Source organism: Gordonia sp. (in: high G+C Gram-positive bacteria), assembly GCF_052106715.1.
In the GTDB taxonomy this organism is placed as follows: domain Bacteria; phylum Actinomycetota; class Actinomycetes; order Mycobacteriales; family Mycobacteriaceae; genus Gordonia.
This window is the reverse complement of sequence record NZ_JBQEDL010000009.1, coordinates 85,548-103,811: the sequence shown is the minus strand read 5'-3', so window position 1 is coordinate 103,811 and position 18,264 is coordinate 85,548. Positions and strand designations below refer to the sequence as shown.

Genomic DNA, 18,264 nt, shown 5'->3' with positions numbered 1-18,264 from the left:
AGGGCACGACGATGCGCTCAGGGTCGGGGTCTGAGCACGACGTGATGCCCAGGGCACGAACCCGGCGCGACGGATCAGTCAGACGACGTCGGGGAGTTAACGGCGATGTCGGGGCGGGCCAGCAGCGTCTCGATGCCGCGACCGCGGAGTTCGACGCCTTCGCCGATCGCCCAGTGGGCGGCCTCCGCGTCGCTGGCGAGGAAGGCGGCACGCGCCGAGCCCAGGACTCGTGTCGGCTCATCCTTCGCGAGCTCGGTCAGGCGCGCGGCCTCGTTCACCGGGTCGCCGATCACCGTGTACTCCAGGCGCTGCTCGGAGCCGATGTGTCCAGCGACCGCCTTTCCTGCGGATACGCCGATGCCCATGTCGACGTCGCCGAGGCGGCGGTCGAGTTCCACCCGCAGGTCGCGAGCGGCGGCCAGCGCAGCACCCGCGAAATCTTCTTGGTCGAGCGGCGCTCCGAAAATCGCGAGCGCAGCGTCGCCCTGGAACTTGTTGACGAAACCGCCGTGTCGTCCGACGACTTCGACGACCACCTGGAAGAACTCATTGAGCAGCTCGACGACCTCGCGAGGTGGACGGTTGACGGCCAGACGCGTCGAGCCGACGATGTCGACGAATAGGACGCCGACGTAGCGTTCCTCGCCACCGAGTTCGGTCCCCGTCTCGATGGCCCGCCGTGCGACGTCCTCGCCGACATAGCGACCGAACAGGTTTCGCAGTTCTTGACGTTCGCGGACGTCGGAGACCATCTCGTTGAAGCCGGCCTGAAGCGAGCCGAGATCGTTGCCGTCGTACACCTTCACGGCCACGTTCAGGTTGCCCGCCCGTACTTGGGCGAGGGCGATCCGCAGCTGTTTGATCGGATCGGTGATCGACCCGACGAGGCGGGTGATGGCAAGGAGTCCGAACACGAGGGACGCCGATGCCATCCATAGGATGGGGCGTTGCAGGCCGACGGCGTCGGTGTCGATGTAGTCCAGGCGTTGCATCGTGATCAACGCGACGATCACGAGCATCGGGACGGCAACCGTGACTGCCCAGAACGAACTGATCCGCGTCGTGATGCCGGGGGCGTGGACGCTGTCCGGGTCGTTCGCCATCGCCGCGACAGTGATCGGTCGGAGAACGCGCTCGGACTGCATGAACGAGAGCACACCGGTGACCAGCCCGCCCACGACGCTCGCGAGGGCGACGAGGATCGCATCCTTGCCGGAGGTGTTGCTCCAATTGATGAGGGACAGCAGGACACCGCCGACCGCCCACAACGCCAGGTTAGTGATCGTCAGCAGCGTCGGCAGGCGTAGGGCACGCCGTCGGGCGGCGGCATCGTCGAGTCGGGAGCGCCGTCGATGCCAGATCAGGACGGGGAAGCTGAGGCGGGTGATCACGTACATGCCGACGGTCACCGCGATCACCAGGTAGACGGCGAACGCGATCTGGTTGTAGGCGTCGGAGTTGCCGATCGAGAACGCATCGGCGGGCGGCATGCCCCAGCGCAGGAAGGCGAACGTGAAGAGCGCTCCGATGAGGTTCGCGCGCAGCAGGTCGAGGGCGAGGATCGGCCACGGCGTATGCGCCAACCAGCGCAGAGTATGCGCAGGCTTGGCGAGGCCCAACCGTCGTGCAACCACGAAGTCCACGGTAGCCGTCTGCTTGCAATTGTTAAACGTCTTGCGATTCCTCGGTCGTCTGAACTGGGGCTTAGGCTGACGGGTGTGACTAATGTCTTCGACCGCATGATCGGGCAGGATGCGCTGGCAGCCGAGTTGCGCGACGCCGCGACGTCGGCGCGAGTGGTGGCCGCCCGCCGCGAGGAAGCCGCCGATGGCGCGATGTCGATGTTCGCCGACGACCCGGTGGACGAATTGCCGGTGGGCGTCCGTGAATCGATGACGCACGCCTGGCTGTTCACCGGCCCGCCGGGAAGCGGTCGGTCGGTCGCCGCGACAGCGTTCGCTGCGGCCCTGGAGTGTCTGGATCCGGTAGAGGTCGGGTGCGGTGAATGCCGAGCCTGTACGACGGTGCTGGCTGGGACGCACGGGGACGTCCGACTCATCCAGACCGACGGGCTGTCGATCTCGGTCAAGCAGATCCGCGACATCGTGTCGCTGGCGGCGCGGCGTCCGACGACGGGCCGCTGGCAGATCGTTCTCGTCGAAGACGCGGACCGTCTCACTGAGAACGGCGCGAACGCCTTGCTCAAAGCCGTGGAGGAGCCGCCTGCGCGGACCATCTTCTTGTTGTGTGCCCCGTCCGTAGCGCCGGAGGACATCGCGATCACTCTGCGATCGCGGTGCCGACACGTCGCGCTCACTGCGCCTGCCAGCGACGAGATCGCCAAGGTCCTGATCGACCGTGACGGCATCGACCCCGAACCCGCTCGGTGGGCGGCATCGGTGTCGGGTGGGCACGTCGGCCGGGCCAAACGTCTCGCCACCGACCCGCTTTCACGTAAGCAGCGGGAGCAGGCGTTGGGCATCGCGCGAGCGGCGACCCGCGACTCGACGGCGTTCGCGGCCGCCGACGAACTCGTCAAGACCGCGGTGGAGGCCGCGGACGCGATGAGCACCGAATCCGATGCTGCGGAGACCGAGGAACTGATGACAGCCCTCGGGGCGGGCGGCACCGGGAAGGGGACTGCCAGGCCACCACGCGGCACTGCGGGAATCATCAAGGACCTCGAGAAGCGGCAGAAATCGCGTCGCACTCGCCTGATGCGCGACGTCCTCGATCGCGCACTCGTCGACCTCGCAGCGTTGTTCCGCGACGCGTTGTCGAGGTCGGTCGGCGCGCGCGTCACGTTGATGCATCCGGACAAAGAGCACGACGTGATCGACTCGATGGCGAATTACGCGTCGCCGGAGAAGCTCCTCGCCTGCATCGAAGCAGTCCTCGACTGCCGAGAGGCTCTCGAGGAGAATGTGAAGCCGAAGTTCGCCGTCGGTGCGATGGTCGTGAAGCTCGGCGATCAGCTGAGCGCGCGGCGGTGACCGGTCACGTCAGCTGCGGGGCAACTCTGTCCGCGACGAGCGCGAGGTGGTCCAGGTCCTTCAGATCGAGAACTTGAAGGTACAGACGGGTGACACCGATCTCGCGGTACGCCGAGATCTTCGCGACCACCTCGTCCACGCTGCCCGCGGCACCGTTCTCGCGGAGCTCATCGGGCTCACGGCCGATCGCCTCCGCACGGCGAGCGACCTCGGCGTCGTTCTCGCCGCAGCACAGTACGAGGGACGCCGAGTGGACCAGATCGTAGCTATCGCGGCCGATCGTCTGGCAGGCGTCGCGCACCCGGTCGTACATCGTGGACACGGTCTCGACCGGGGCGAACGGCACGTTGAACTCGTCGGCGAAGCGGGCAGCCAGTGCCGGAGTACGACGTGGGCCGTGGCCGCCGATGATGATCGGTGGACGCGGCGACTGCGTCGGCTTGGGCAATGCAGGCGAGTCGGCGACCGAGAGGTATCTGCCGGCGTAGTCGAAGGTCTCGCCGATCGGAGTGCGCCACAGGCCGGTGACGATCTCGAGGGTGTCCTCGAGGCGGTCGAATCGTTCGCCGAGGCCGGGGAACGGGATACCGTACGCCGAGTGCTCGTCGGCGAACCAGCCCGCACCGAGGCCGAGCTCGACGCGTCCGTCGGACATCTGATCGACCTGCGCCACCGAGATGGCGAGCGGTCCGGGATGACGGAACGTCGCCGACGTGACGAGCGTGCCGAGCCGGATCCGCGAGGTCTGCAACGCCAGCCCGGCGAGCGTCAGCCACGCGTCGGTCGGACCGGGCAGGGGGTCGTCGTTGCCCATCGCCAGGTAGTGATCGGAGCGGAAGAAGGCGTCGTAGCCGAGGTCTTCGGTGGCGCGGGCGACGGCGAGAAGATCGTCGTACGCCGCGCCCTGCTGAGGTTCAGTGAAGATGCGCAGGTCCATGACAGGTCATGCTCGCAGATGCGAGCGCAGGCCGCTCGGTGAGGTCAGGAGTCGTCGGAGGCGGTCTCGGGCGCGCCCTCGCCGTCTTCCTCGGCGAAGACGTCGTCGCCGCCCGCGCCTTCGAGGACCGTGAGCTCATTGTCGATGGCCGCCGAGACCTCTTCGGCCTTGTGTTTGATCTTGTCGATGAATTCGGACATGGCGGACTCCTCGGTGCGGGACGGGCTAGTGCACTCGATTGTATTGGTGCGGCGACCGTAATCTGATGACGCGGTAGTTTCCACCACCGGCAGATGGGAGACCACGCGGTGACACAGCGACCATCCCGGCTGGCCGATCTCGTGATCGTGTTCATCGGCGGCGCAGCGGGGACGGCCCTGCGGTGGTTGGCAGAGCAGGCGTGGCCCGCGCACGACGGGCAGTGGCCGGTCGGAACATTCGTCGTCAATGTCGTCGGCGCATTCGTCCTGGGTGCGCTGCTCGAGTCGTTGATCCGCCTCGGACCGGATCACGGGGTGCGACGCCGGATCCGACTCGCTGCGGGTACCGGCTTCTGCGGCGCGTTCACCACTTACAGTGCGTTCGCTCTGGAGCTGAGTCTGCTGGGCAGGGGCGGGCACCTCGTGCTCGGGGTGGCCTACGGCCTGATCAGCGTGTGCGTCGGAGTCCTCGCCGCCTGGTTGGGCGTGCGTGCGGCACGTCGCGGCGTCGCGCTCCGGGGTGGTGCCGCATGATCCCGGCACTGGTCGTGCTCGCGGGAGCCCTCGGCGCAGTGGCGCGGTTCGTGGTCGACGACGTGAGCCGCCGCCGATGGCCGGGAACGTTCCCCGGTCCGGTGTTCGCGATCAACGTGACCGGGTCGCTGCTCATCGGCGTGACGGCGGGCATCGTCATGTTCCACGGTGCGTCGTCGGACTGGGAGGCGGTCATCGGCACTGGTTTCTGCGGTGGCTACACGACGTTCTCCACCTCGGTCCTCGATACGGTCCGGACCGGCGGGCGGCGCGGTCTGATGTACGCGATGCTCACGCTGGTCGGATCGGTCGGTGCGTGTGTGGTCGGCCTGGCGCTCGCGTCGGCCGGGTGAGGTGCTCGAACGCGATTCACGCGAAGGACGCGAGGACCGCCGGGGTCACGAATCGTTCGATCATGGCGCGTTCGTCCGGTCCGCCGGGCACCACGAGCAGCGACACGATGACCCGGACGATCCAGCGCGCGGCGGCGACACCGGAAGCACTGTCGTCGCCGACGAAGGTGCGGGCCAGTGTCTCGATCACAGACGATGACAGCGCGAGTTCGCTGGCCGATCCCGCACCTGCGGGGGAGAACCACGCGGACAGCGCGGGGTCGTCGCGGACGGCGGCGAGCGCGAAGACTATCGCCTCGGTGAGCCGGTCGGCGGGATCGGACAGGTCGCAGGTCCGGTTCGCTACCGCTGCGCCGACGGTGAGGGCGATCTGTTCGACGTACGCGAGCTGCAGCGCGGTACGACCGTCGAAGTGTCGATACAGGGTGGCGCGGGAGCAGCCGACGGCCTCTGCGATGTCGGACATCGACGCATCGGGGCCTTGGCGGGCGAACAACTCCCCGGCGATCGCGAGAATCCGATCCTTCGCTGCGGAGCGTCGCGCCCCTTGAGTCCAGCCTCGCTCACTCATGGCGTGAACGGTACAGACGTCGGACGCCGCACATAGTTGCCGGCTGCCCATTCGATGCCGTCGACATCCACGTCGAACTCCGGGCAACGGGCCAACAATTCCTCGAGCGTGATCACGGCCTGCATTCGCGCGGCGGCGGCGCCGAGACAGTGGTGCATTCCGTGACTGAACGCGAGGATGTTGCGGGGGTTGCGCCGGACGTCGAGTCGCGCGGCGTCCGGGCCGTAGACGTGCTCGTCGCGATTGGCCGATCCGTAACAGAGGAGGACCTTCCGGCCGGCCGGAACCGTGATGCCGCGCAGGTCGACGTCGCGGGTCGTGGTGCGCGCGAGCCCCTGGACCGGGGAGGTGAGGCGCAACAGCTCTTCGACTGCGCCGGGTAGCAGTGCAGGGTCGTCGAGGAGGGCTGCCCGCTGGTCGTGTTCGGTGGCCAATAACTCGGCCGCTCCGCCGAGCATGCCGGTCGTCGTGTCGTTTCCGCCGGCCACCATCGTGAAAGCAAACGCTAAGACGGACAGGAGACCAGACGGGTCGGTCTGCGGATCGTCAGCGATCCCCGCGGCGACGAGATGGGAGACGGTGTCGTCGCCCGGCTCGGTGCGGCGGCGTTCGATGAGTTCGGCGAAGTATCCGGTGAGTTCGAGGACCGCGTCCGCAGCCGTGGTCATCGCGGCGCCGAGATCACCACCGGGGTCGGCTCCGACGATGGACTCGGTCCACGCGTCGAACCGCCTCCGATCCTCGGCCGGGACGCCGAGGTAGTGGGCGACGACCATGCTGGGCAACGGTTTGAACAGCTCGGCGGCGATGTCACCGCCACCGCTCGACCGCAGCGACTCGATGCGATCGACGACGAACTCACGTACCAGTGGCTCCAGCGTCGTCACCTGGCGCGGGGTGAAACCGCGCGAGACGAGTCGACGGAACTCGGTGTGCGACGGCGGATCAAGCATCACCATCGGTGGGTTGTCGGCGAGGCCGATCGTCGCCAGCTCTCCGTACGTCACCGTGAGTCCCTGTGCTGAGGAAAACGTGCGCCAGTCCTTCGCCGCAGCGGTCACATCGTCGTGACGGGTCAACACCCAGTAGTCATCGTTCGGGGCCGAGCGCGGGTGAACGTGGTGGACGGGATCGTGCTCGCGCAGTGCCGCGTACATCGTGAACGGGTCCCGCCAGGACTCTCCGGAACGGAGCGTGAAGCATGGAGACTGATAGTCATTCATGTATCGATAGTGAGACACTATGTAAAAAGTGTCAACATACAATCTGGGAAGAGCTCCCTTGCTAAGGGTGGGCTAACTTGTGTACCACTGGTAGTCATGGACTCCATCAAATCGGCGATCCGTGAACTCAGTGGGGCGCGCTCGCTTCTTACCCTGACCGCTACGGTTGCCGAGGTCGTCGACGTCTCGCCCGGCTTCATCCGTCTGGTGCTGACCGGTGAGGACTTTGCCGAGTACGCCGATCCGCGCCCGGCTGACGCCTTCAAAGCGATGCTTCCCGATCCGACGCAGCCGGCCGGTGTGGCAGTCGAGGCGCCCACTCGCGGTGGCGACGGATTGCCGCGTTGGGAAGGTCTCCCGCCCGTGTTGCGCGCGCTGAGCGTCCGCAGTTTTGATCCGGAGACGCACGCGATGATCGTCGACGTGGCCCGTCATGAGCGCGGTGTTCTGGCGGACTGGCTGTCGAGGATCGGGCCGGGAGACTCGGTGACCTTCAGCGGCATGCGCACCGAATGGCATCTGCCCGACGATGTTGAAAGGGCGGTGCTCTTCGCGGACCCGGCAGGCCTGCCTGCACTGGCGGCGATCCTCGAATCGCTGCCTGCTGAGTTTCCGGCGGTCGCGGTGGTCAGTGTCGAAGACGGAGCCGACATAGCGCTGCTTCCGCCGCGTGACGCGGTGCATGTGCACGTCGTCGACGATCTTCGCGAAGTCAGTGCCGATACGCTGCCTCATCTCGGCGCCGACGGACGCCTCATGGGGTGGATCGCGGCCGAGACGTCCGCTGTTCGGCATCTGCGTCTGGTGCTCAGGAACGACCTCGGCGTCGCGCCCACCGATATGCTGGCGCGCGCCTACTGGACCCGTGACATCGATGGTTCCCAGGCGGATGCGGCCGACCTAGCCAAGTACCAGGAGGCGATCGCTGCTGGAGCCGACATCTCCGACCCGGCGCTCGCCGAGCGAATCAGCCTCGGCGAGTGAAGGGTTGACCACCGATCGCGCAAAAGGCGCGGATCGAGAACGTGCTCGATCCGCGCCTATGTGACGCGAGCCGCCTAGGAGAATCGAACTCCTGACCTATTCATTACGAGAGATATTCGACGCTGGAACTGACCTGCGCCAACTCCCCAAAACCCTACACTACCTGCGAATATCCGCCCAGGGTTGTTGATGGTTGTTGAGCCAAGTTGAAGGCTGTTGTTGTCATTTTGTTGTCACACTCGCGGCTGCGTGCGCCTTGCTGACAGCCTCGGTCAGGGTGTCGAGGTCATCCTCAAAGAGGTCGGAGTAGGTGTTCAGGGTCATTGTTGGCGTGGAGTGCCCCAACATCCTCTGAACAGCGAGAACGGTTGCGCCACTGGCGATTGCGAGGCTCGCGGCGGTGTGGCGCAGTTCGTGCGGGGTCACGGTCGGGAACAGGTCGGCGGCGTCCGCCTTCGCTTGCTCTTGCTCACGACGAATACGGGCGGTGAGACGACCAAGCCGCTTAGCGAGGGCGTCGGTGTTCAGAGGGCGCTCCTCGACCTCACCGGGAAAGAGCCAATCATCGCCCGATTTCCCTTTGACCTGCGCTTTCAATAGGTCAATCGTCATCGGGAAGATAGGCACCTGCCGAGGCTTCCCGGACTTCGGCGGATTTACCAGGAACTTTCCACCCAGCACATCGACGCTGCGCACCACTGAGATTCGCTTACGGCTCAGGTCGATGTCTTCGACTTTCAACCCTGCCATCTCGGAGACCCGTAGGCCGTTGAAGGTCAGGAGTTCGAGTTGAAGCCGCCAGGCGTCATCGTCTCCGGCTGCCTCCAAAAGCGCCTTGACCTGCGCGTGAGAGAGGTAGGTCTTGCTTGACCTCGCCTGCTTCGGTATCGGCAGGCGCTCAGCCGGATTGGCACCGATTCGGCCATCGGCTGCGGCGCGCTTGAAAATCGCCATCAGCACCACGCGGATGTTCGTTAGGGTCGCCGGTTTCGCTCCATGCTCTTCACCCAGTTCTACAAACCAAGTGGTCAAAGCCTTAGCGGTCACCTTCTTCACAGGGACATCAGCCCATCGTGGTTCTACCCAGGTCTTCCACGCGCTCTTACGGGCGGCTACGCCTCGGGCTGCGTTTTGGGACCAATCAAGAGTTAGAACCTCCTCCCAAACATCGCGCACCTTCGTACGGCCAGCGGCGGGAGCGATGTACTTTCCGGTCGAAACATCGGCTTTATGCTGGTCAAGGGCCTTCTTGGCAAGCGTAATCGTTCGATAGCCTCGGTCGGTGGTCTGCTTACCCTCGGCGTTCCGAAACCGCAGGTCATAGACGGTAGTACCGTCTGCTGTTTCGCGGGAGTAGATACCAGGGTGCTTCGTTCTTGCCATGCCACGAGAGTAGCCGATTCAAAACTCGTTGTCAGCCGATATGACAACAGAACCATTGTGCAGGTTGTCCGTGCCGGTGTAGTCCAGATAGGGGAACGTTACAGGTTCAGCGCGTATCTGACTGCAAAGTCAGGTAGCCTGCCGAACCATGAAGAACTATGTACGCAACGCACTGGTCATTGGCGTGGCGAGCGCTGGATTGGTTCTCGCTGGCTGCAGTACGTCCAGTGACGGGGAGAAGCAGACGACCGCCTCCACGGCCAGTGACGCGACGGTGACCACCCAGGCAGACGAGGATGAGACCTATGTGAGCAAAATCGAAGAGCATGATAAGCCCTTTACATTGGGCAACTACATATTCACAAGTTTTTCGCAGGCTTCAAACAATACCCACAAAACAGATTGCAAGCCTGAATACTGTATGCGAGTCGGCGTACGTGAGAAGAGCGGTAAAACGCTTGACGAGAACGAAGTGAAGACACTCCTCGCGACAAATACAGTCACAGTGCCCCTCGACTTCCACCGCGCATGCAATGGGGAAACAAAGGCCAGTGCAGAGAAGGCAATAGCAATGCTGAATCCTGCGAGTCCGGCCATCATTACGGATGACCCAGAAAGGAATTCTACCGACGCAAGCACTAAGGCCGACGCTATGTCGCGTGCGGTAGTGTATATCTCTATCAACGAAGGCGACAAGTTGAGCAGCCTTGCTCTGCTTAACGGGGATGACGCGAGCAAGGCGTGTGTGCCACTTTCCGTGGCAAACGAATCAAAGACCATCAGCGCCGTTCCAAGTCAGTTGCCGCTGTTCTAACTCGGACCATAAACGAATTAGCCCCCGGTTGTGATACCGGGGGCTAATTGCGCGAGAATAGGTCGCTACTTCGCAGGAAACGCCCTGAATACCTGCTGATGGTCCTCGGCATACAGCCCATACATCGTTCCAATGTGCATCAGTTCGTAATGGCGACCCTTGCCATCCTCTCCGAATACTCCTGTGACGGTGAAGTACATGTCAGCATTTTGCAGGCCGAACTGGCTGCCGTTGAGTACTAAAGTGTCGCCCTGAATCACATCACCAAACTGACACATTGACCCTCGGTCAACAGACTGGCTCATGACTTCTTCTCGTGGATTGAGATAAGGGTTTCTACGGTCTCTAAGGACGGCAGTTCTTTCGCTGGAACCAAAGAGACTGAGGTTCCATTCTCCCTGTTGTATTCAGAGATTGCGTCGTTGAGGTCGTCCAGGTTATCGACCTCGGTCAATGTACTGAGCCTCATCCAAGCATTCCATACCTCATTGGCCTCGACGAGCCTCGGACATGCTTCCCCAGGGGAATCCACCACGTCATCGGGAGTCATCCGAAAGGACCGAGTGACGTGGTTGGTCCCAGGGGACTTGAACAGAAACTCTCTACCTGATTGCTCGTGGCGGATGAGGGATACCTTGGTTATACGCTCCGCCGACGAGTTAAGCGCAGCAGAAAAGTCGTTCCCGGCATTCACTTCAAGAACTTGAAAACTCAATGGCTCGTCCTCAAGGCCAAGGAAACCTCCATCGAGAACGATAACGTCTCCGTCATCGACCTCTGACAGAGGTACTGACTCCATGCCTAAGAGTGGTCGCTTGCTCATGAATCTATGCCCGATTCTGCAGGGATATAACGAACGACGATATCGTCGTCCTTGGCGAAGAGGCCATAGGCGACACCATTGTGCATAACCTCGTACTTTCGGCCTTCGTCCTCGGCCTCCAAGATTGCGGAGATTCCAAAACCAAGTTCCACGTTGCCCAGGCCAAAATCCTTACCATTTAGTAGGATTATGTCGCCAATAACAACGGAACTGAATGGTATCGCTTCGGACTGGTCTATCATGTAGTCTCGTTTCTCTGAATGTTAGAAAGAAGGCCACAAGGGCAATTCAGTGCCAACGGGGATGTACTCGATTACGAGTTCTCCAAATCGAAGTCCATACACCTCGCACATTCCCTTATCGGTGTCCACCTTCAACTCTTGAACAACAAGCACGTCGTCAGCACCAGTGGAGCAAAACTTGGCCGGAACGACCGCCACATCTTCGGCTTTCAGGTTCTCAACCAGCGACTTTCGAACAGTCATAGACCCCTGGCGCTTACTCACGATGACCCCTCCCTGTGGCTCTCACAAGTCTATGGAACCACAGGGAGGGGGCAGGGGGACGGCTTACGCGGCCAGTCCGCGACCTCGACCTCGCTTCCGTTCCTGCTGCTCCACGCGGCGTTGCTTCTCTTCTCGTAGCGCTTCCTGGGCTTGTTCGGTGGAGGCACGCGACTTAGAGCGTTGACGCTCTTGGGCCTCGGCCTGCCTCTGCTTCTCCTGCAAGGCAACGGCTTTCACCTCCTCATCTGAGACTCCGAAGCGGAGTATGCGACGAGCCTTCCGCTCGTCAGCAGGCGATACGCGGGTGGCTGCGCGGTCAAGCGCCGGGGCGTCCTTGCCGCTGGTCAGGGCTTGCTCCCTGATTGCCTCACGGGCTTCCTCCTTGCTCGCTCCGGCACTGGGGACATAGACAAGATGGTTCTCAGTCTTTCCGCGTGTCATACCGGGGTACAGCGCCTCGCGCTCCATGCGTTCATCTGCGAGGAGCCACGCCTTATCCACTGTGCGCCCCTGGGCCGCGTGTGCTGTGGAGGCACCGTAGGTCAGCACTCCGTCCTCAATTGCGGTCGTAGGAATGGTGACCACCTTCTCCGCACCTCCTGGGCCAGCGGGTAATAGCACCCTCGCTGAGCCGTCGCGGTTCCAGCCAACCATTGTGCCTGTCCAGCCATTTTGGAACTTCTCGCTCTCGCCAATCTTAGGCTGATTATTCCTTGTCAGACGCACTTGTTCGCCCTGGTGAAGTACTCCCACAGTGTTCGTCTTCTTGTCCAAGATGACCTCGTGGGCAGTGTCGGCGTCCAAGTGTCCAGCCTCTACCAGCCGCTTCTGAATGGCTTCTCCGAGTGCGCGGCTATCGGCGCGGGTCGCAGCCATCGCCAGTAGTTCTGACGGCTCTTGACCTGCGTTGATAGCCTCTACATACTGCTCAGCGATGGCCTCGACAGCAATCTTCTTACCTACATCGCGGGGTAGTTCCTCTCCCTCGTGGGCCTCCATCCACTGTTGGACATGCTCATCCTCGATGATGTGTAGACAGTCCTTCTCATCCTGGTATTCGAGGTATTCATCGACTGCGGCTTGTCCCTGCTTAGTGTTATCTGAACGCCACCAGGCTTCCTGCAAATCGCGCTCCTTGGAGTCCTTCGCTCGGTAAGTAGTCGTGAGTTCCACGGCTCCGGCTTGCTTCGCTACAACCTGAAATCCAGTAGACTTGCCGATACCTTGAAGTTGTCGCTCATCGCCAACGAGAATGACCTTCCAGCCGCGTTCATCGGCGTTTCTCAGAACATTCTCCAAGTCATCGTTGTTGGTCATAGCGGCTTCATCGAGCACCAGCAAGACCTTTTCATCCTTCTTGACCTTGGTAGCATTTGCTCGTCTTGCGAGACCGTCACCCCGCTCGCTGAGTTCCTTGAACCGCTCATCTCGCTTCGGTCCAGGGTTCAGTTTCTTCGCTGCTGCCCGGTCCCTCTTGAGTTTTGCGAATTCATCGGACAGGTTCGGGTGGGCTTCATCGAGGGACTTTAGGAGACTTTGCAAGTCCTCCTCTGCGTGCCGTTCCTTGTTCTGAACTCGGGCTTGGAACTTCCGTACCTCGGCAATTTCATCGTTGCTCAGACCCTCTTCCCAGTAGCCTTTCTCCATCGCATATGCGAAGCGCGCCAGGCTCATCGACCTATTGACATTTGCTTCCTTCAAACTGTCCGCAGTACGGGCAGCGGTCGCCAGTCCCACAACCTCGTAACCCTCTCGTTGGTGCAGTTCCACGACCGGGGCGAGAGAGTATGTCTTGCCCGCACCGGCAGGGGCTTGTACCACTGTCAGACTGTTCTTTGAAAGTGTTGCAGCAGCCAGCATGTCCTCCTGTTCGGGCGTGAGGTTCGCGCGCTCAGCGGCGTCCAGAACCTTCTTTAGATTCATTGGATTATGACGATTCTCCGTTGTCAGTCGCTCAGAAATATCCCGAATGTTCTGTTCCTGAGCCAAGGCGTCGGAGGTTGTCAAGACTTGATTTTGCTTCGTGAAAACCCAGTCTCCGAGTTTCTGGTCCTGATAATCAGTCAGTGCCAAAACCCTGTCATCATTAAGTGCTGCGGCAAATAAGCCTTCGATTTGCTTCGGTGTCATATTGGGGTCAGCGTTGGCGATGGTGGCCTTATACAGTTCCTTCATCGTGAAAGACGAGCGGTCCGAGACAACATCTTTGAGTATCTTTTCCACGCCTTCTAACTTCTCAATGTTGTCTCGCTTCCTCTTCGCCTCCGCCAACTCCTGCTGCACCTTGGCTTCCTTCTGAACTTCATCAATGACGTTCTTCTTCCCGTACGGATTCTCCTGCTTCCAGCGCTCGAAAGACTCGGCTTCGCTCTCTTCCTTGCCGACGCGGGAGGCGAGATTAGCGGCCTGGCGAGCATTCCGGTTGCCCTTCGCATTCGACTTTCCCTGCAAGATTTGTAGGTACTTTTCATATTCGGCTGCTTGCTGCTTGACTACTCGGGGAACGGTCTCACCGGAAGATACAAGGCCGTAGGAACGCTCATATTCGTGAAGGTTTCCCTCCACTTTGCGCCGCAGAAGGTCATCAGCAGCGGTCATTTCATCAAGCCTCTCCGCTATCTGCTGAGACCTCTGGGAGTGTGCCTGAAGCGTGGCTTCGTCAAATCCCCAGACCTCACGAAGGCCGTTGTCCTTAGTGTAAAAGTCAAGCCCAAACTCTCGGTTCAACTTGTGGGCCAGTCGTTGCTCATAGGTCGTTCCAACGAGGGCTGCACCATTGAAAATGTGGGTGCCGGAGAGAGTCGTTCGCCTACCATCTTCGGTCTGTGCAGCCGCCGAAATGAGAGTGTGGCCGTGGAGGTGTGGGTCGCCTGCACGGCTACTGAACTCCGTTTTGCCAAAGGTTTGTACAGGACTTGCGGCTACCGTTTCCACTCCATCTTTGCCTCGTCTGGCTACGAAGATTCCTTCCTCCTCAGCCCAACCAAGAGCCTCCCTGATGGCCTCATTATGGAGTTGGACAATGCGTTCTCGGGTCTCCGAATCCGAGTATGCGGCGATGACTGAGACTCCCTTAGGAGCCGAAAAAGTGAGGTCGTAGGAGGAGACTTCGGAGGTCTTAGAAGCCTTCTCCTCCCACCGTTGACGGAACTCATCTCCAAGGTCTTGTCCTGTCTCGGGGTGAAGTCCTGAGCGTAGCGCTGAGAGGGAGAAGGAGTTCAATTCTCCGTCGTATCCGACTGACTTTGCCAACTTTTGAGTGGCTAACAGACCGGGGTCCGTGAGGGAGTTTCCTTCAATATCCTTACCCAAAAGATGGTTCAAAAGGTCATCCTGGGAGACCGATTCTCCGGTAGAAACATTCACCAGCCGGTCGCGTTTCTCGCTCGCGTAGTACCTTGCGGCACCCTTGGTCCGGCCCTCTTGGAGGTCGCCAAAGTCGAAGTCTCCTTCGGAAAGTTCGAGTGCTTCATCGCGGGAAATCTCGCCTCGCTCAAGTTTCTCGGCGTAGTAGGCCGATAGTCCTTTAGCGCTCGATGTGTTGATTGGGGATACAGAAAGCATAGAAAGTTACCTCCGGGTCAATAAGCAGGGAGACGGATTCTCCATTGCATTACTTACAACCCTGGGCGCGGTTGGCATTTACATTGCATTACCCCATACGGGACGCCGCAGAACCCTCCGAAGGATGGGTAATGCAACTGCGTGTTAAAGATAAATAGGTTTTTAGATGTTAGGGGTAGATGAGGAAGATTAAGAGGTGAGAAAGAGAAGGTGAGAGAAGGAAAAGTAGGTGAGAAATGAGGTGAGAGAGGTAGTGAGAGAAGAGGATGTGAAGGAGAGAAAGTTGAAAGTTGGAAGTTGGAGCACTTCGTAAGTGCTTGGAGTATGTGAGGCACATCACATAAAGATGTTCCGATAATGAAGGTAGCAAATGCTACTCGCGCCGAAGGTTATTTGTATAAGCAACAGAGTTCGCGTAAAGCGACTGGACATGTGGAGGAAGGAGAATGTATTTCGAGAAACTATTGAGTGTGCGGGTTTCCCCCGATGTTGTGGAGAGAATGCGAAGCGCGGCCGAGTCGCACAACACGACCTCAGCCCAAGTGTGGAGAACCGTGCTCGATGGGCTGGACACCCAAGAGCCGATGGATTCGATTACAAAGCCAAGCACCGATGTACGGAAGCAAGTTGTTGTGCGAGTGTCTGAGCGACAGTATCGAAAGTTTATGTTGGCTCGCGCATTGAACGCTTGCACGGCTGTGGATTTGTTCGAGAGCGTCAACCCTTCGGCGGCGATGAGCCAGGAGGTTGTGAAATGACTGAATGGTTTATAGCGCTGGCAGTGTGTCTGTACCTCTCGGCTTATGCGACGGCTGTCTATTGTCGGAGCAACAGACTTGTGAAGCACGGAGGCAAGGCCGTTGTAGCAATGTCCGCGTTGGTGGTACTGGCACCGATGACGCTCATCGGACACAAGAGGAGTTGGACCCGAGTTGCTTTCGCTCGCAACTGCACGCGGCTCGTACGGAGCACAACGAAGGCTCTGGGTGAACTGGTCCTCGCGGCGGGAATGGCATTCAAAGTCATCGGGCAAGGGATGGCGTGGGGATGGCGTCGAGCAACCGGCTCGGCGGGACGGAAGAAGGTAGAAGTCAACTAAACACGAGGTGATGGAGATGAGAGTTTCAAAGTTAGAGGTGCTGCGGCTTAGGTGGCTTGTGAAGCGGGTGCGCTTCATAGAAAGAAACTACACCGATGATTTGGTCATCGAGAACTGGAAGAGATACAAGTTCGTGAAGAAGGAAGGACAAAACTATACGGAGGATGAATGAGATGAAAACGATGATGATGTTGGTCGTGCTGCTGGGGCTACTCGCCTTGGTCGTGTGGTTGTGGAGCAGGTATGGAAAGCCCAAGAGTGCGTCACCGCTGAGCGATAGCGTCGAGCACGCGACCGGGAAGCACAAGGACCTACCTACGGTGAAGAACAGGGAGAGCCTGCCGAAGGATGGGGTTGTTCTTGGTCGCGTGCTCAATGGGGAGGCAGTAGGTCATCGCGTCGTTGCGACCACGGGGACGACTGGCATTGTCGTAGGACCGACAGGCGCGGGAAAGACTCAGAAGGTTCTACTTCCGGCTGTACTGCGGCAGGATGGGCCGCTTCTGACTACCAGCACTAAGGATGAACTGGCAGCGGAGGCGGTCTATGTCGGCCTCACCAAGGGACGCGTGTCCGTACTCGACCCTGCGGGAGTAGTGAGCCACGATTCGCTAACGCCACTCGTGGCCGTATGGACACCCCTACAGGGTTGCTCGGACTGGCAGGAGACTGCCAAGGCAGTAGCGCAACTCGCGATGAGTGAGAGCGGTGATGTCTGGAAAGAGCAGGCTACCGCGCTGATGACTGCCGTGTTCTGGTTGCTGCGCCGCTTCCCTGGAACAAGCCTCGCGGATATGACAATACTCGTTGAGGCTCTGCGTACGGCTAAGGACGCTAAGAAGGAAGAGGAGGCGTTGCCGAAGGTCGGTGATACCTTCCAAGACTTCATCGTGTATCTGAGTTCCGGGGTGTGTTCAGGTTGGGAAGCCGGAAGGATTGCGGTCGATAGATGGGCTAAGGATGAGAAGGTGGATAGCGCAGACGCGGGACTGGTCGTCGATGTGTTGCTGTCGATGGAGAGTATCGCCGGGGCCGAGGAAACCATAGCAGGTGTCATTTTCTCATTCAACGCGATAAAGAACAGCAGCCTCATCTATGCGTCTCACGCTTACAACCGAAAGTGGGATGACCCAGAAAACTTGGACCTAAACGATTGGGCGCGAAGCGACAGCGATAGCCTGTTCATAGTCTCTCCCGACTCAGCAGTGCACTTCATGGGATACTTCTGTTCCTTTATCAACGCGAGCATGAGTGCTTTGGACTCGGCAGCCTGGGCGCAGCCTGACAGGACTCTACCAAAGAGGGCACTTCTTGTGCTGGACGAGTTGGCTAACATTTGTCCCCTTCCCGACCTTCCCTCATGGTTGAGCACGAAGCGTTCGCAGAACATCGCCTTCTTGCTCGGACTACAGGGCTTCTCCCAGTTGGTGGAGCGATACACGGAAGATGGATATAACACCATCGTCAATAACTCCAATATGTTCGTGATGGGACTCGCGGGTTCGCAGGACAACAAAACAGTCGAGCACTTCTCGAAGTTTGCCGGTGAGCGGCTACAGGAGATTAAGACGAAAAGCAAGAGTGTCAGCAAGCCGAAGGGTGTCTTCACTGACGACAAGAAGGAAAAGACCACTGAGAGCATTAGTGAGAATGTGTCTGCTTCCTACAGGAGCCTCGCTACTCCCTACGGTCTGTTTCAGATGAACAACGACGAGGCCGTGGTGCTCATCCCATCGAGGCGCTTTGCTCGGGTGAAGACCCTGCCCGCGTATGCGGACGAGGAATTGCGGACTATGCGGCGTGAAGCGAAGTTGAGCGTCGAGTCAGCCTTGTCAGAAGCGGAGGCTCGGGCTTTGGCTGCCGAACGCGAAAGAGTTCAGTTGAAGAAGAGGAAGGAACGCGAAGACTACTTCGCAAGTGAACACTTGCGTCGAACCGATGACACAGACAACTTTGCCGAAGCCTTTGGTGACCACACGGATTAGAGGGCAAGAGGTCCACGGCGGAGACGGGGTTCTCGCGGCAGCACCTCGCAAGGAGGCTCCAGCACCAAGCGTGCGGGGCCTCCTTTGCTGCCTGCGGGCCTAACTCGGCTGTGTTGGTGTAGTTGGTGGCGATGGATTGAAAGTCGCTCTACAGGCCAATGAGGGGCCAATACTGGCGTATTACGAGTTCAGGCAGAGGCCGGTCGGGCGGATGGCACATAAATGTGATGAGGCTCACACGAGAAGATGGCATTTGCTGGCGGAAAACGCTACTCGCGCGCCGACAGTGAATATT

General features: G+C 60.2%; 17 protein-coding genes. 6 read left to right on the top strand and 11 right to left on the bottom strand.

What is annotated here, in order from left to right:
* Window positions 1-74 precede the first annotated feature (74 nt).
* Window positions 75-1,634, bottom strand: a complete 1,560-nt coding sequence (locus ACTIMF_RS06845; protein ID WP_442349535.1) for an adenylate/guanylate cyclase domain-containing protein — start codon at window positions 1,632-1,634, stop codon at window positions 75-77.
* A gap of 84 nt (window positions 1,635-1,718) precedes the next feature.
* Between ACTIMF_RS06845 and ACTIMF_RS06840 the strand changes: the two genes are divergently transcribed.
* The gene (locus ACTIMF_RS06840) at window positions 1,719-2,993 is read left to right on the top strand and encodes a DNA polymerase III subunit delta' (protein ID WP_442349534.1); all 1,275 of its coding nucleotides are present in this window, start codon (window positions 1,719-1,721) and stop codon (window positions 2,991-2,993) included.
* Between the two features lie 4 nt (window positions 2,994-2,997).
* Here the strand turns inward: ACTIMF_RS06840 and ACTIMF_RS06835 are convergent, their stop codons facing one another.
* Together ACTIMF_RS06835 and ACTIMF_RS06830 are read right to left on the bottom strand one after the other, a co-directional pair.
* The gene (locus ACTIMF_RS06835; protein ID WP_442349533.1) at window positions 2,998-3,930 is read right to left on the bottom strand and encodes an LLM class F420-dependent oxidoreductase; all 933 of its coding nucleotides are present in this window, start codon (window positions 3,928-3,930) and stop codon (window positions 2,998-3,000) included.
* Window positions 3,931-3,974: 44 nt separating this feature from the next.
* The gene (locus ACTIMF_RS06830; RefSeq protein ID WP_442349532.1) at window positions 3,975-4,130 is read right to left on the bottom strand and encodes a hypothetical protein; all 156 of its coding nucleotides are present in this window, start codon (window positions 4,128-4,130) and stop codon (window positions 3,975-3,977) included.
* 108 nt (window positions 4,131-4,238) lie between these two features.
* Here ACTIMF_RS06830 and crcB point away from each other — a divergent pair, with 108 nt between their 5' ends.
* Both crcB and ACTIMF_RS06820 read left to right on the top strand, forming a co-directional pair.
* Window positions 4,239-4,664, top strand: coding sequence for a fluoride efflux transporter CrcB (gene crcB / locus ACTIMF_RS06825; protein ID WP_442349531.1), 426 nt, complete (start codon window positions 4,239-4,241; stop codon window positions 4,662-4,664).
* On the top strand, window positions 4,661-5,017 hold the full coding sequence (locus tag ACTIMF_RS06820; protein WP_442349530.1) for a fluoride efflux transporter FluC: 357 nt from the start codon (window positions 4,661-4,663) through the stop codon (window positions 5,015-5,017). The genes crcB and ACTIMF_RS06820 overlap by 4 nt, the downstream gene beginning before the upstream one ends.
* Window positions 5,018-5,033: 16 nt before the next feature.
* Here the strand turns inward: ACTIMF_RS06820 and ACTIMF_RS06815 are convergent, their stop codons facing one another.
* Both ACTIMF_RS06815 and ACTIMF_RS06810 read right to left on the bottom strand, forming a co-directional pair.
* Complete coding sequence (locus tag ACTIMF_RS06815) at window positions 5,034-5,588, bottom strand: TetR/AcrR family transcriptional regulator (RefSeq protein WP_442349529.1); 555 nt, start codon at window positions 5,586-5,588, stop codon at window positions 5,034-5,036.
* Window positions 5,585-6,811 carry a cytochrome P450 gene (locus tag ACTIMF_RS06810; protein ID WP_442349528.1) on the bottom strand — a complete coding sequence of 409 codons (1,227 nt, stop codon included), beginning with the start codon at window positions 6,809-6,811 and terminating at the stop codon, window positions 5,585-5,587. The genes ACTIMF_RS06815 and ACTIMF_RS06810 overlap by 4 nt, the downstream gene beginning before the upstream one ends.
* Window positions 6,812-6,907: 96 nt before the next feature.
* Here ACTIMF_RS06810 and ACTIMF_RS06805 point away from each other — a divergent pair, with 96 nt between their 5' ends.
* Window positions 6,908-7,795 carry a siderophore-interacting protein gene (locus tag ACTIMF_RS06805; RefSeq protein WP_442349527.1) on the top strand — a complete coding sequence of 296 codons (888 nt, stop codon included), beginning with the start codon at window positions 6,908-6,910 and terminating at the stop codon, window positions 7,793-7,795.
* Between the two features lie 222 nt (window positions 7,796-8,017).
* On the opposite strand, the gene ACTIMF_RS06800 is transcribed toward ACTIMF_RS06805, so the two are convergent.
* Window positions 8,018-9,178, bottom strand: coding sequence for a tyrosine-type recombinase/integrase (locus ACTIMF_RS06800; RefSeq protein WP_442349526.1), 1,161 nt, complete (start codon window positions 9,176-9,178; stop codon window positions 8,018-8,020).
* 148 nt (window positions 9,179-9,326) lie between these two features.
* On the opposite strand from ACTIMF_RS06800, the gene ACTIMF_RS06795 reads away from it, so the two are divergent.
* Complete coding sequence (locus ACTIMF_RS06795) at window positions 9,327-9,992, top strand: hypothetical protein (RefSeq protein WP_442349525.1); 666 nt, start codon at window positions 9,327-9,329, stop codon at window positions 9,990-9,992.
* Window positions 9,993-10,057: 65 nt separating this feature from the next.
* On the opposite strand, the gene ACTIMF_RS06790 is transcribed toward ACTIMF_RS06795, so the two are convergent.
* The 5 genes from ACTIMF_RS06790 to mobF form a co-directional block, all read right to left on the bottom strand.
* Complete coding sequence (locus tag ACTIMF_RS06790; RefSeq protein WP_442349524.1) at window positions 10,058-10,297, bottom strand: hypothetical protein; 240 nt, start codon at window positions 10,295-10,297, stop codon at window positions 10,058-10,060.
* Window positions 10,294-10,815, bottom strand: a complete 522-nt coding sequence (locus ACTIMF_RS06785; protein ID WP_442349523.1) for a hypothetical protein — start codon at window positions 10,813-10,815, stop codon at window positions 10,294-10,296. Before ACTIMF_RS06785 ends, ACTIMF_RS06790 begins: the two co-directional genes overlap by 4 nt.
* Entirely contained in the window at window positions 10,812-11,057 is a 246-nt protein-coding gene (locus ACTIMF_RS06780; protein ID WP_442349522.1) for a hypothetical protein, read from the bottom strand. Before ACTIMF_RS06780 ends, ACTIMF_RS06785 begins: the two co-directional genes overlap by 4 nt.
* Before the next feature lie 21 nt (window positions 11,058-11,078).
* Window positions 11,079-11,321 carry a hypothetical protein gene (locus ACTIMF_RS06775; protein WP_442349521.1) on the bottom strand — a complete coding sequence of 81 codons (243 nt, stop codon included), beginning with the start codon at window positions 11,319-11,321 and terminating at the stop codon, window positions 11,079-11,081.
* 63 nt (window positions 11,322-11,384) lie between these two features.
* Window positions 11,385-14,885: a MobF family relaxase gene (mobF, locus tag ACTIMF_RS06770; RefSeq protein WP_442349520.1), complete on the bottom strand. Its 3,501-nt coding sequence runs from the start codon at window positions 14,883-14,885 to the stop codon at window positions 11,385-11,387.
* 1,263 nt (window positions 14,886-16,148) lie between these two features.
* On the opposite strand from mobF, the gene ACTIMF_RS06765 reads away from it, so the two are divergent.
* The gene (locus ACTIMF_RS06765; protein ID WP_442349519.1) at window positions 16,149-17,969 is read left to right on the top strand and encodes a type IV secretory system conjugative DNA transfer family protein; all 1,821 of its coding nucleotides are present in this window, start codon (window positions 16,149-16,151) and stop codon (window positions 17,967-17,969) included.
* The last annotated feature ends 295 nt before the right edge of the window (window positions 17,970-18,264 follow it).

Bases quoted from the DNA above. Each gene is read 5' to 3' on its own strand.
- ACTIMF_RS06805 (WP_442349527.1), top strand. From the start codon at position 6,908: ATGGACTCCATCAAATCGGCGATCCGTGAACTCAGTGGGGCGCGCTCG.
- ACTIMF_RS06790 (WP_442349524.1), bottom strand. From the start codon at position 10,297: ATGAGCCAGTCTGTTGACCGAGGGTCAATGTGTCAGTTTGGTGATGTG.
- ACTIMF_RS06830 (WP_442349532.1), bottom strand. From the start codon at position 4,130: ATGTCCGAATTCATCGACAAGATCAAACACAAGGCCGAAGAGGTCTCG.
- ACTIMF_RS06785 (WP_442349523.1), bottom strand. From the start codon at position 10,815: ATGAGCAAGCGACCACTCTTAGGCATGGAGTCAGTACCTCTGTCAGAG.
- ACTIMF_RS06810 (WP_442349528.1), bottom strand. From the start codon at position 6,811: ATGAATGACTATCAGTCTCCATGCTTCACGCTCCGTTCCGGAGAGTCC.
- ACTIMF_RS06765 (WP_442349519.1), top strand. From the start codon at position 16,149: ATGAATGAGATGAAAACGATGATGATGTTGGTCGTGCTGCTGGGGCTA.
- ACTIMF_RS06780 (WP_442349522.1), bottom strand. From the start codon at position 11,057: ATGATAGACCAGTCCGAAGCGATACCATTCAGTTCCGTTGTTATTGGC.
- ACTIMF_RS06795 (WP_442349525.1), top strand. From the start codon at position 9,327: ATGAAGAACTATGTACGCAACGCACTGGTCATTGGCGTGGCGAGCGCT.
- ACTIMF_RS06800 (WP_442349526.1), bottom strand. From the start codon at position 9,178: ATGGCAAGAACGAAGCACCCTGGTATCTACTCCCGCGAAACAGCAGAC.
- ACTIMF_RS06820 (WP_442349530.1), top strand. From the start codon at position 4,661: ATGATCCCGGCACTGGTCGTGCTCGCGGGAGCCCTCGGCGCAGTGGCG.
- ACTIMF_RS06835 (WP_442349533.1), bottom strand. From the start codon at position 3,930: ATGGACCTGCGCATCTTCACTGAACCTCAGCAGGGCGCGGCGTACGAC.
- ACTIMF_RS06815 (WP_442349529.1), bottom strand. From the start codon at position 5,588: ATGAGTGAGCGAGGCTGGACTCAAGGGGCGCGACGCTCCGCAGCGAAG.
- mobF (WP_442349520.1), bottom strand. From the start codon at position 14,885: ATGCTTTCTGTATCCCCAATCAACACATCGAGCGCTAAAGGACTATCG.